The organism is Streptomyces sp. NPDC006140, from assembly GCF_040628815.1.
GTDB lineage: Bacteria > Actinomycetota > Actinomycetes > Streptomycetales > Streptomycetaceae > Streptomyces.
Window position 1 is genome coordinate 262,246 of record NZ_JBEXTS010000005.1, and the last position, 11,460, is coordinate 273,705.

Below are 11,460 nucleotides of genomic sequence, written 5' to 3' on the forward strand. Positions count from 1 at the left end.
CGCGAACGACCTCACCAGGCCAGCTGCGCGATCTCCTCCGCCACCACCGCGCAGGCGTCCGCCGCCGGGTCGATGAGCGGGAAGTGCCCGACGTCCTCCAGCAGCGTCACCCCCACCATCTCCCCGGCCTTCGCCGCCGCGTCCGCGTACGACTCGGCGACCGCCTGCGGCACCACGAGGTCCGCGCGGCCCTGGACGAGGGTGGTGGCGATGCCGGTGGGCAGCAGCAGCGCCGGGTCCGCGTACGGCTGCCGCTCGGCGAAGTGCTCGTCGCCGCCGAGGAGTTGGCGCACGGCACCCCCGCACACGTCCAGCTTGTCGGCGACCGCGAGGTCCGCGATCGGGGCGAGGGCGACGACGCCGCGCAGGGCCGCCGGGCCGCCGGCCCGCCAGGGCGAGTCCGCCGGCAGGACGTGCCGGGCCGCGCCCCACAGCGCGAGGTGCCCGCCCGCCGAGTGCCCGGTGAGGACCGTCCGGCGCGGGTCGGCCTGCGGCAGCAGCTCCCGGACCAGCGCCGGGAGGGCGTCCAGCGCGGCGGCGACATCGTCGAAGGTGTCGGGCCAGCGGCCCGCCACGGGGTCGTCGCCGCCACCGCGCCGGTACTCGGCACTGGCCACGGCGAACCCGCGGCGGGCGAGGAAGTCCGCGAAGGGGCTGACGTGGCGCCGGTCGTACGGCGCGCGCCAGGCACCGCCGTGCAGTACGAGGACGACCGGGGCGGGGCCGCCCGGGCCGCCCTGCCCGCGCGGGGCGTAGAAGTCGATCACCTGGTCGGGGTGGTCGCCGTAGGCCGCGGTGGCGTCGGGGTCGACGGGCGCGTGGGAGAACACCGACTTCTCCTCGGCCGCGGCCCGTGCTGCTGCGACGTCGTCCGTCATGCTCCAACCTTCCAGCGATGAACCGTACGGGGCGTACCAGTTGAGAGTTCAGCCGTTGGCCGGGACGGTATCAGGCGCGTGACATGCGGGGACACGGGGATGTCACGCTGGGTGAAGACCGGGCGGTGCGGTCGTCGACGTGCGGCGGGGCCGGGCCCGCGCTGCGGATTCCCGGCCCCGCCGGGGCTCACGCCAGCGTCCGGGCCAGCACCCGGGCCGCCCGCTCCACGTCGGCGAACCCGACGTACAGCGGGGTGAACCCGAAGCGCAGCACGTCCGGCGCCCGGAAGTCGCCGACCACACCCTGCTCGATCAGCCGTTTCATCACGTCACCGGCATCACCGCAGCGCAGCGCGATCTGGCTGCCCCGCTCCGCGTGTGCCACCGGCGTCACGCACTCGACCCGCCCCTCGGGCACGTACTCCGCGACGCACTCCAGGAAGAAGTCCGTCAGCGCGAGGGACTTGGCCCGCACGGCCGCCACCGACACCCCGTCCCACACCTGAAGGGCCGCCTCCAGGGCGAGCATGGAGAGGATGTCGGGCGTACCGACCCGGCCGCGCGGGGCACCGGAGGCCGGCTCGTAGCCGGTCCGCATGCCGAACGGCTCGGCGTGGGAGTTCCAGCCGGGCAGCGGCGAGTCGAACCGGTCCTGCAACTCCCGCCGCACATACAGGTACGCCGGTGAACCGGGCCCGCCGTTCAGGTACTTGTAGGTGCAGCCGACCGCCAGGTCCACCCCGTGCTCGTCGAGCCCGACCGGCAGCGCGCCCGCGCTGTGGCACAGGTCCCACACGACGTACGCCCCGGCCCGGTGCACGGCGGCCGTCAGCGCCGGCAGGTCGTGCAGCCGGCCGGTGCGGTAGTCGACGTGGTTGAGGAGCACGGCGGCGGTACGGTCGCCCAGCGCGGCCGGGACATCCGCCGGTGCCACGGGCCGCAGCGTGCGGCCGGTCAGCCGGGCGGCGGACTCGGCGATGTACCCGTCGGTCGGGAAGGTCGTGGCGTCGACGACGATCTCGTCGCGCCCCTCCCCGGCCATGCGCACCGCGCCCACCAGTGCCTTGAAGACGTTGACGCTGGTGGAGTCCCCGACCACGATCTGCCCGGACGCGGCCCCGACCAGCGGGGCGATCCGGTCTCCGATCCGCTCGGGCGCGGTCCACCAGCCGCTCTCCTCCCAGGACCGGATGCGCAGTTCGCCCCACTGGCGGCGGACGACGTCCTCGACCCGCCCGGGGACGATGGCCGGCAGCGCGCCGAGGGAGTTGCCGTCGAGATAGACGACGTCGTCGAGGACGAACTCGCCGCGCTTGCCGCCCAGTTCGTCGGCGGCGTCCAGCTTCTCCGCGCGCACGCTCAGCTCAGACATACGACCGCGCCGTCCACAGCTCGGGGAAGACGTTCTTCTGCGCGCGCTTCTCCAGCCAGGCCACCCCGGCGGAACCGCCCGTGCCGGCCTTGGCGCCCATCGCGCGGCGCGTGGCGACGAGATGGTCGTTGCGCCAGCGCCACACCAGCTCGGCGACATCGCTCAGCGCCTCGCCGAGGCGGGCGAGCTCGTCGCTCTCGTCACCGGAGTACACGGCCGCCCAGGCCGCCTCCACCTCCGGCGACGGCTCGTAGCGCCGGGACACGTCGCGCCGCAGCACGGCCTCCGGGATGTCGTGCCCGCGCCGTGCGAGCAGCCGCACGACCTCGTCGTACAGGCTCGGCTCGTGCAGGGCCTTCTCCAGCTCGGCGTGCACGCGCGGCGCGCCCCGGTGCGGGACGAGCATGGACGCGGACTTCTCGCCAAGCAGGAACTCCAGGCGCCGGTACATCGCCGACTGGAAGCCGGAGCCCTCGCCGAGGGCGCTGCGGTACGAGTTGAACTGGGCCGGCGTGAGCTGGGCCAGCGGCCTCCAGGAGGCGTTCAGCGCCTCCAGCTCGCGCACGGACCGCTTCAGCGCGGCGGTGGCGGTGGGCACGTCGTCGCCCCTGAGCGCGCGGGCCGCCGTCTCCCACTCGTGGACGATGACGGTGAACCACAGCTCCATCACCTGGGTCGTCACCAGGAAGACCATCTCTCCGGGGTCGTCGGAGAGGGTGTGCTGGAGGTGGGTGAGCACGTCCGCCTTGACGTAGTCCTCGTACGGCGTGGTGCCCTGGAAATCGAGATGCGGGGTCTCGGGCTCGTGAGCCTCGTGGGACATCGCTGTCTCCTGCAGATAACTCCGGGTAGCGGTCCGCCCCTGCCGATGCCGGCACGGGGGCCCCGGTCCCCAGGGGCATACTCCGCAATCGTCCCCCGAAACCGCAAGGCCCGCCCGCTCGGGACGGCCGGGCCTCACGCACACGGGCTGTTCGTCAGCCCAGGACCTGCGCCGCCGTCGGCGAGGAGTCCTTCAGGAACTGGGAGCAGCGCTCGTACTCCTCCTGCTCGCCGATCGCCTGCGCGGCACGGGCGAGGGCGTGCAGGGCACGCAGGAAGCCGCGGTTCGGCTCGTGCTCCCACGGCACGGGGCCGTGGCCCTTCCAGCCGTTGCGGCGCAGCGCGTCCAGACCGCGGTGGTAGCCCGTGCGGGCATACGCGTACGACTCCACGGCCGCGCCCCGCTCGAACGCCTCGTCGGCGAGCTGCGCCCAGGCGAGCGAGGAGGTGGGGTGAGCTGCGGCGACGTCGACGGGCGAAGCACCCGACGCGAGCATTTCCCGGGGCCCGGGGTCGTCGGGGAGATGAGTCGGGGGCGGACCCCCGAGGAGGTTCTCGTGAATGGACATGCCCCCAAGTCTGCGCCATCCCACTCACCGGCGGGCAGCCACCTGGCTGCGGGCCGCCGGTTCAGCTAGCTGCGGGCAATCGTGCCGCTGGGGCGGCACGGGTGGGCGCAGCGGCACCCCGCTCCGCCGGGTTGCGGACCCACCCAGCCTCAGCAGCAACGCCGAGCACCGGAACAACCGCCCTCACCGCAACCGCTTCCGCACCGGCTCCCCCTCCAGCGGCGGCGCCCCCACACCCCCCTGCCGAAGACACTCCGGCCGCTTGCACGCGACCGGCGGCCTCCGCACCACCGCGACAGCGACCGACGCCCCCACCACCAACACCCCCGCACACCACCCCATCGCCCGCCCGAACGCCGCGTCGAAGGCCCCCGGCGTCCGATACGCCTCCTCCCCCATCCCCGCCAGCAACGGCAACGCCGCCACCGCCACCAGCCCCGCCGCCCGCGCCGCCGCGTTGTTGATCCCACTGGCCAGCCCGGCCCGCGCCACGTCCACGGACCCCAGCACGGTCGCCGTCAGCGGCGCCACCAGCGTCACCATCCCCAGCCCGAGCACCACCAGCGCCGGCAGCACATCGGCCGGGTAGGACGCCCCCGGCCCGACCCGCAGCATCAGCAGCATCCCCGCCGCGCACAGCAGCGGCCCCACCGTCAGCGGCACCCGCGGCCCGATCCGGTCGGCCAGCTCCCCCGAGCGCGCGGACAGCAGCAGCATCAGCACGGTCGTGGGCAGCAGCGCCGTACCGGCCGCGAGGGCCGAGTAGCCGACGACGACCTGCAACTGCAACGCGGCGAGGAAGAAGAACCCGCCCAGCGCCGCGTACACGCACAAGGTCACGAGATTGACCGCCGTGAACTGCTGCGACGCGAAGATGTCCGGCGGCATCATCGGCTCGGCCCGCCGCCGCTCGACGACCACGAACGCGACGGCAGCGGCCACCCCGGCCACCGCCGAGACCACCGCCACGACACCGCCCGCCCCGGCCTCGATCAGCGCGTACGTCACCAGCGCGAGCGCCACCGCCCCCAGCACCGCCCCGAGCACGTCGAACCGCCCGTGCGCCCTGACGTCCCCGGACTCGGGCACGTGCCGCAGCGCGACCGGCACGCACAGCAGCGCCAGCGGCACGTTCAGCAGGAACACCCACCGCCAGCCCGGCCCGTCCACCAGCCAGCCCCCGACGAACGGCCCGACCGCCGCCCCGATCCCGCCGAACCCGGACCACAGGCCCACGGCCCGCCCCCGGTCGTCGGGATGGAAGGACGCCTGGATCAGCGCCAGCGACCCGGGCGTGAGCAGCGCGCCGCCCACTCCCTGCAACGCCCGCGCGGCGATCAGCACGCCGGCGTCCGGCGCGATCCCGCACAGCAGCGAGGCCACCGCGAACCACACCACGCCGACGACGAACACCTTCCGCCGCCCGAACCGGTCCCCGAGCGCCCCGCCCAGCAGGATCAGCCCGGCCAGCGTGACCATGTACGCGTTGACCGTCCACTGCAGGGCGGCCAGGTCCGCGTCGAGGTCGCGGCCGATGCGCGGCAGGGCGACGTTGACGACGGTGGAGTCCAGCAGCGCCATGCTGGAGCCGAGGACGGTGGTGAGCAGGATCCACCGGCCCTGAGGTGATGCCAGCCGGACATCGGGCATGCAGGGAGCATACGGAAGAGCCCGGCACCTGAGCAGGTGCCGGGCTCGACGCGCGGGGGACCGGGACTTACTTGATCTTGGTGCCGGTCGAGCGCAGGTTGCCGCAGGCCTCGACGACGCGCGCGGCCATGGAGGCCTCGGCGAGCTTGCCCCAGGTGCGCGGGTCGTAGGTCTTCTTGTTGCCGACCTCGCCGTCGACCTTCAGGACGCCGTCGTAGTTGCGGAACATGTGGTCCGCGACCGGGCGCGTGAAGGCGTACTGGGTGTCCGTGTCGATGTTCATCTTCACGACGCCGTTCTCCAGCGCCGTGCGGATCTCCTCCTCCGTGGAGCCGGAGCCGCCGTGGAAGACGAAGTCGAACGGCGAGGCCTTGCCGAACTTGGCGGCGACGCCCTCGTTCAGCTCCTTCAGCAGCTCGGGGCGGAGGACGACGTTGCCCGGCTTGTACACGCCGTGCACGTTGCCGAAGGAGGCGGCGAGCAGGTAGCGGCCCTTCTCGCCCAGGCCGAGGGCCTCGGCGGTGCGGATCGCGTCGTCGACCGTGGTGTAGAGGGAGTCGTTGATCTCGTGGGAGACGCCGTCCTCCTCGCCACCGGTGGGGGTGATCTCCACCTCGAGGATGATCTTCGCGGCGCGGGCCTGCTCCAGCAGCTCCTGCGCGATGGAGAGGTTGTCGGCGAGGGTCTCGGCGGAGCCGTCCCACATGTGGGACTGGAACAGCGGGGAGAGACCGGCGTCGACGCGCTTCTTGGACAGGGCCAGCAGCGGACGTACGTACCCGTCGAGCTTGTCCTTCGGGCAGTGGTCGGTGTGCAGCGCGATGTTCACCGGGTACTTCTCGGCGACGATGTGCGCGAACTCGGCCAGGGCGACCGCGCCGGTCACCATGTCCTTGTTGTACTGGCCGCCCAGGAACTCGGCGCCACCCGTGGAGATCTGGACGATGCCGTCGCTCTCCGCCTCAGCGAAACCGCGCAGGGCCGCGTGCAGGGTCTGGGTGGAGGTCACGTTGATGGCCGGGTAGGCGAACTTCCCTGCCTTCGCCCGGTCCAGCATCTCGTTGTAGACCTCGGGAGTTGCGATGGGCATGCGTCCGCTCCTTGTATCTGCGGGTTGACGTACTGCTGTGTCTAACGGCCCTGACCTAGACCTTGGGGTGCGACGTCATCGTCGGCCCCATCTTTCCAGACTTGGCCGGAAGGTCCAGGCCACCGTCCACGCCCTGGTCAGGTCCCGGTCAGTCGAGGCCCAGCTCGTCCTTGGAGAAGGCGAACAGGTACGGCACCCCGGCGCCCTCCTGGATCTTCTCGGCGGCGCCGGTCGCCCGGTCGACGATGGTCGCGACGGCGACGACCTCGGCCCCGGCCTCGCGCACGGCCTCGACGGCGGTGAGCGGGGAGCCGCCGGTGGTGGAGGTGTCCTCGACGACCAGCACGCGGCGGCCCGCGATGTCCGGGCCCTCGACGCGCCGCTGCAGTCCGTGCGCCTTGGCGGCCTTGCGTACGACGAACGCGTCCAGGCGCTGCCCGCGCGCGGCGGCCGCGTGCAGCATCGCGGCGGCGACCGGGTCGGCGCCCATGGTGAGGCCGCCGACGGCGTCGAAGTCCAGGTCGGCGGTCAGGTCGAGCAGCACCTGCCCGACCAGCGGGGCGGCCTCGCCGTCGAGGGTGATGCGGCGGAGGTCGACGTAGTAGTCGGCCTCCAGACCCGACGACAGCGTCACCTTGCCGTGCACCACGGCCTTGTCCTTGATCTGCTGCAGCAGCGCGCCGCGTGTGTCCGTCATGCCGCCCAGCTTAGAGGCGGCGCCAGCTCCAGGTGGTGGTGGCCTCCAGCGGCTCCAGGGGCGTGACCAGGCGCGGCAGGGTGTTGAGCCCGTTGGGCGGCCCGGTCTGCGGCTCCACGCACACGGCCTCCGCCTGCTCGTCGTAGACGACCACCCACTCCTCCCGGCTGGTCACCTTCAGCTCCAGCTGCCCGGGCCAGGTGAGGGTCACGTCGACGCCGCCGGGCATGCCGAAGCAGTCGTCCCAGGGGCCGGGCTTCGGGTCGAGGCGGTTGCCGGTGGGCAGGTGGTCGTCGCCGCGCTCCTCCTGCCAGGCGGGGTCGAAGTCGAGGCGGACGTCCTCGCCGCCGAGGTTCCGGTTGAACCAGGGGTGCCAGCCGATCTGCGCCGGGAAGGACGACTCGTACGTCTCGACGGACATGGTCAGCGTCAGCGCGTCCTCGGTGAGGGCGACGACCTGGGTGACGCGGCCCGGGTGGGGCCAGGGGTCGGTCAGCTCGCAGGTGAGGACGGCCTCGGCCGTGCTCGTGCGGGCGGTGCGCCAGGCACGGTCGCGGACGGTGCCGTGGATGGCGTGCGGCGGGGCGTTGAGGGGCAGCTGCCGTACGACGCCGCCGTCCAGGAAGCGCCCGTCCCGGACCCGCCCGCACCACGGCACCATCGGGAAGCAGCCGAACCGCTCGCCCTGCCGCAGCAGGTCGACGCCGCCGATCCGCAGCCCTCCGACCCGGCCGCCGTTGCCCGGCTGCACGGTCGCCTCCGCGTCGCCCGCGGTCAGCGTGATCTCTTCGTCACTCACGGGACGACCCTACTGCGGTGATCAAGAGGGCCTCACGGGTTCCGGAACGGGGCGGGGCGTCTCAGCGGCGTCTGCGCCTCAGCGATGCCTGCGCCTCGGCGATGTCTGCGCCTCAGCGACGTCTGCGCAGGGCGCGGACCGCCACGATGGCCGATGCCACGGCCAGGGCCGCGGCGGGGGCGGCCCAGCGCAGCGGGGTGGGCGGTGACACCGTCTGGGGTGCGGGGACGGGGGCGTACCGGCCGCGCGGCGGGGCGTGGTCCACCTCCTCGGCACTGCGCCCGATCATCGTCCGCCGCGCGTGCGCCGCCTCGGCGACACCCGGGGCGTCCTCGTCGTCCTCGTCGGCGGGGCCCGGGGGTTCCTCGGCGGAAGCCTCCGTCGAGCCGCCCTCTGTCCGCGCCGGGGGCGGGGGCGCGTCGTCGGCGTCCGGGGTGGTCTCGTAGTCCGTCGTGGCCCGGGGCTCGAAGTCCTGGGTGGCGAGGGGCGCGGTCGGGTCCGGGGCGGCCGCGGCGAGGTGCTCCGCGAAACGGTTCAGCAGCCGGGTGACGGCACCCTCCACCGCGTCCGGCGGGAGGTCGGTGATCCGCCCCTTCGCCGAGGCCGTCCCGTCGAACACCACGGTGCAGCCGTCGTCCGCCTCCCGCAGGGCGATCCGCACCGCGAGCGTGACCGAGCCGCTGCCGCGCGACTCCTCCGCCTCGCCCTCGACGGCGTACGCCCCGTCGTCCCGCCGGGACAGCCGCAGCGCTCCCCGGTAGGTGACGGAGTGGCTGCCGACCCGGAGCTTCAGCCGCCCGGCGACGGGCTCGGCGCCGGCGTCCTGCTGGAGCCCGGGGACCGCCCGGGCGACCCGCGCGGGGTCGTCCAGCACCTCCCTGAGCCGCTCGGCCGGAACCGGAACGAACACCTCGTGCTCCATGTCGACGGACTCTACCCAGCACAGCCCGAAACGCACCCCCGCCTGAGGGATTCGCCCCCGATCCACCCCCACCAGGCGTATCCTCCCGGCCCGCCGGTCCGGCGCCCGCTTCCTGCTGCCCTGCCGCCCTGCCGCTCAGTACCGCGGATGCACCAGCGTCGACGCCGGCAGCCCCGCGATCCGCGTCTCCCGCGCCGCCCGCGCGCCCGCCGCGAGGGACGCGTCCGTGAGGACGCGGGGGCGCGGGCCGTCCGGGTCGAGGCGCGCCCGCGGCTCGGTGCGGGCGGCCAGGACGAAGCCCCAGTCCCGGGGCGCGTCGGAGCGGTCGGCGGGCGTGCGGTCGGGGCCGACGGCGAAACCGGCGTGCCGCCCGCCCGTGCAGTACGGGGCGGTGCGGAAGCCGGCCGCGCGCACCGTCGCCTCCACCGTCCAGTACACGCGGGGGCTGGCCGCGACCGGCCCGGCGTGCACGACGAGCCGGCCGCCGGGGGCCAGCACGCGCCGCGCGAGGCCGTAGAACTCCTGCGAGTACAGCTTCGTGCTCGCCGTGATGCCCGGGTCCGGCAGGTCCGAGACGACCACGTCGTACGCCGCCGGGGGCGCCGAGCGCAGCCAGCCGAAGGCGTCGCCGGTCGTCACGTGTGCGCGGGGGTCGCCGAAGGCGTGCTGGTTCAGCGCGGACAGGGCCGGGTCGGTGCGGGCCAGCCGGACCACCTCCGCGTCGAGTTCGACGACGTCGACCCGGTCCACTCCGGGGTGGCGCAGCACCTCGCGGGCCGCGAGGCCGTCGCCGCCGCCGAGGATGAGCACGCGCGCGTGCGGCCCGTTCATCGCGGGGTGGACGAGGGCCTCGTGGTAGCGCAGTTCGTCGCGCCCGCTGACCCGCAGCCGGCCGTCGAGGAACAGGTCGAGGGGCCGGCCGGGAGTACCGCCGGTGAGGACGACTTCCTGCACGCCCGACTGGAGCGCCACCCGTACGTCCTCTCCGTACACGGCGTGCCGGGCGGCCCGTTCGAAGTCGTCGACGAGGACGGCGGCCGAGGCGAGGATCGCCAGCACGAGCGCGTTGCCGAGCAGCAGCAGCCACCGCGCGCGCCGGCTCAGGTCCCGGCGGAACAGCCCGAGCACCAGCGCGCCGCCGACGACCGCGTTGACGGCGCCGGTGAGCAGCGCGCCGGTCACCTGGCCGAGGAACGGCAGCAGCAGGAAGGGAAAGGCGAGGCCGCCGACGAGGGCGCCGACGTAGTCCGCGGCGAACAGGTCGGCCACCGCGCCGCCCGCGTCCTCGCGGCGGATGCGCTGGATCAGCTCCATCAGCAGCGGGATCTCGGCGCCGATGAGCAGCCCGGTGGCGAGGGAGAACGCGACGAGCAGGCAGCGCGGTCCGCTGGCCCACACCCCGCCCCAGTCGCCGGTCCAGGCGAAGACGGCGTACAGGGCCAGCGCGCTGCACCCGCCGACGAGGGCGAGGGTGGCCTCGACCGCGCCGAAGCCGGCCGCGGCGAGCCCGCGCAGCCGTTTCGCGGCGAGGGAGCCGATGCCCATGGCGAAGACCATGACGGAGAGCACGACGGACGCCTGGGTGACCGAGTCGCCCATCAAGTACGAGGCGAGCGCGACGAGTTCCAGTTCGTACACGAGTCCGCAGGCCGCGCAGACGAACACGCCCGCGAGGACCAGGAACCGTCCGGTGCCGGGCCGGACGGGCAGCCGCGCCGGGCCGCCGGGGCCGTCCGGGGCGCTCCAGGGCGGTGGGGAACCGGGCGGGGCGGGCACGTGCGGCTCGATCACCCTGCGACGTTACGTCACTCCTCCGCTGCGGTCCGTCACCCACACGTGTGGTGCTGGTTTACAGAGGACGGATATCGGTACGAGAAGGGGTTCGGCGACCGGCCACCGGCGATTCCCCGTTCAGGGCGCGGTGACCGCCGTCGGCACCCGGACGCCCACTCTCGTACGGGTCGCCACCAACTGGCCGTCCTGCGGGTACGCGTGCCAGGTCCGCCAGTGCACCTGCCCTTCGTGGTGCTGGGCGAGCAGGGCCGTGAAGGCGTGCGGGCTGCCGGGGAAGACGCCGGCGAGGCCGTGCGGGTGGTCGGAGACGAGGGCGAGCAACTCCTGGGCACGGCCCGCGAAGGAGCCGGGCGAGAGGACCTCGACCCGGGCCGCGAACTCGTACTCCCAGTCGCCGACCCGCTTGGCGACGCCGAGCGGCAGCGGGGTACTGCTGCCCGGGATGCACGCCACCGTCTCCGAGCAGACGCCCCGCTCCTCCTCCAGCAGCACCTGGTGGGACGCGCCGAGGAGTCGCAACTGCAGTCTGCTGCCCGCCAGTTCGAGGTCGAGCGTGGCCAGCGCGGGAAGCGGCTCGCGTCCCAGGGCCCAGGCGAGGTCGGACGCGCGCGTGTCGCTGTAGGAGGTGTTCAGGGTCGTGAGCATGGATCGGCTCCGCAAGCACACAAGGAGAGGGAGATGGGTCCGCCGCGCCCCCGGTCGCACCGGGGGGTGTCGGCCCGGGTCAGACCGGTCGGCCGGTTTCAGAGAGTGTCCGCGGGACGTCCGAGAGGCTGCGTTGGTGACTGAGAGGGAATCATGAACGGCGGCGCCGCCACAGCGTTTTTACCCAAGTTCGTAGGGTTTCCATCCCTCAGAGGGCTCCAC

Annotated in this window: 11 protein-coding genes; all 11 read right to left on the minus strand. The window is 73.8% G+C overall.

Annotated features, from left to right (window positions below):
• Nucleotides 1–11 precede the first annotated feature (11 nt).
• The 11 genes from ABZ386_RS16800 to ABZ386_RS16850 all read right to left on the minus strand — a co-directional run bounded on the left by ABZ386_RS16800 (nucleotide 12) and on the right by ABZ386_RS16850 (nucleotide 11,238).
• The gene (locus ABZ386_RS16800) at nucleotides 12–878 is read right to left on the minus strand and encodes an alpha/beta hydrolase (protein ID WP_355723291.1); all 867 of its coding nucleotides are present in this window, start codon (nucleotides 876–878) and stop codon (nucleotides 12–14) included.
• A 187-nt stretch (nucleotides 879–1,065) separates the two neighbouring features.
• The gene (gene kynU / locus ABZ386_RS16805; RefSeq protein ID WP_358964974.1) at nucleotides 1,066–2,250 is read right to left on the minus strand and encodes a kynureninase; all 1,185 of its coding nucleotides are present in this window, start codon (nucleotides 2,248–2,250) and stop codon (nucleotides 1,066–1,068) included.
• Nucleotides 2,243–3,073, minus strand: coding sequence for a tryptophan 2,3-dioxygenase family protein (locus ABZ386_RS16810; RefSeq protein WP_351339433.1), 831 nt, complete (start codon nucleotides 3,071–3,073; stop codon nucleotides 2,243–2,245). The genes kynU and ABZ386_RS16810 overlap by 8 nt, the downstream gene beginning before the upstream one ends.
• Nucleotides 3,074–3,227: 154 nt before the next feature.
• Nucleotides 3,228–3,641 (minus strand): DUF3151 domain-containing protein, encoded by a 414-nt coding sequence (locus tag ABZ386_RS16815; RefSeq protein ID WP_114254436.1) that lies wholly within the window; start codon nucleotides 3,639–3,641, stop codon nucleotides 3,228–3,230.
• 183 nt (nucleotides 3,642–3,824) lie between these two features.
• Nucleotides 3,825–5,291, minus strand: a complete 1,467-nt coding sequence (locus ABZ386_RS16820) for an MFS transporter (protein WP_358964975.1) — start codon at nucleotides 5,289–5,291, stop codon at nucleotides 3,825–3,827.
• Nucleotides 5,292–5,358: 67 nt separating this feature from the next.
• The gene (gene fbaA, locus ABZ386_RS16825; protein ID WP_351339427.1) at nucleotides 5,359–6,381 is read right to left on the minus strand and encodes a class II fructose-bisphosphate aldolase; all 1,023 of its coding nucleotides are present in this window, start codon (nucleotides 6,379–6,381) and stop codon (nucleotides 5,359–5,361) included.
• Between the two features lie 148 nt (nucleotides 6,382–6,529).
• Nucleotides 6,530–7,078 carry an orotate phosphoribosyltransferase gene (pyrE, locus tag ABZ386_RS16830; RefSeq protein WP_351339425.1) on the minus strand — a complete coding sequence of 183 codons (549 nt, stop codon included), beginning with the start codon at nucleotides 7,076–7,078 and terminating at the stop codon, nucleotides 6,530–6,532.
• Nucleotides 7,079–7,088: 10 nt separating this feature from the next.
• Complete coding sequence (locus ABZ386_RS16835; protein ID WP_358964976.1) at nucleotides 7,089–7,877, minus strand: aldose 1-epimerase; 789 nt, start codon at nucleotides 7,875–7,877, stop codon at nucleotides 7,089–7,091.
• A gap of 112 nt (nucleotides 7,878–7,989) precedes the next feature.
• Nucleotides 7,990–8,799: an SRPBCC domain-containing protein gene (locus ABZ386_RS16840; RefSeq protein ID WP_355723275.1), complete on the minus strand. Its 810-nt coding sequence runs from the start codon at nucleotides 8,797–8,799 to the stop codon at nucleotides 7,990–7,992.
• Between the two features lie 135 nt (nucleotides 8,800–8,934).
• Nucleotides 8,935–10,590, minus strand: coding sequence for a polyamine aminopropyltransferase (locus ABZ386_RS16845; RefSeq protein WP_358964977.1), 1,656 nt, complete (start codon nucleotides 10,588–10,590; stop codon nucleotides 8,935–8,937).
• A 120-nt stretch (nucleotides 10,591–10,710) separates the two neighbouring features.
• Nucleotides 10,711–11,238, minus strand: coding sequence for a DUF2617 family protein (locus ABZ386_RS16850; protein ID WP_351339414.1), 528 nt, complete (start codon nucleotides 11,236–11,238; stop codon nucleotides 10,711–10,713).
• Nucleotides 11,239–11,460: the final 222 nt, after the last annotated feature.

Bases quoted from the DNA above. Each gene is read 5' to 3' on its own strand.
- ABZ386_RS16800 (WP_355723291.1), bottom strand. From the start codon at position 878: ATGACGGACGACGTCGCAGCAGCACGGGCCGCGGCCGAGGAGAAGTCG.
- kynU (WP_358964974.1), bottom strand. From the start codon at position 2,250: ATGTCTGAGCTGAGCGTGCGCGCGGAGAAGCTGGACGCCGCCGACGAA.
- ABZ386_RS16810 (WP_351339433.1), bottom strand. From the start codon at position 3,073: ATGTCCCACGAGGCTCACGAGCCCGAGACCCCGCATCTCGATTTCCAG.
- ABZ386_RS16815 (WP_114254436.1), bottom strand. From the start codon at position 3,641: ATGTCCATTCACGAGAACCTCCTCGGGGGTCCGCCCCCGACTCATCTC.
- ABZ386_RS16820 (WP_358964975.1), bottom strand. From the start codon at position 5,291: ATGCCCGATGTCCGGCTGGCATCACCTCAGGGCCGGTGGATCCTGCTC.
- fbaA (WP_351339427.1), bottom strand. From the start codon at position 6,381: ATGCCCATCGCAACTCCCGAGGTCTACAACGAGATGCTGGACCGGGCG.
- pyrE (WP_351339425.1), bottom strand. From the start codon at position 7,078: ATGACGGACACACGCGGCGCGCTGCTGCAGCAGATCAAGGACAAGGCC.
- ABZ386_RS16840 (WP_355723275.1), bottom strand. From the start codon at position 8,799: ATGGAGCACGAGGTGTTCGTTCCGGTTCCGGCCGAGCGGCTCAGGGAG.
- ABZ386_RS16850 (WP_351339414.1), bottom strand. From the start codon at position 11,238: ATGCTCACGACCCTGAACACCTCCTACAGCGACACGCGCGCGTCCGAC.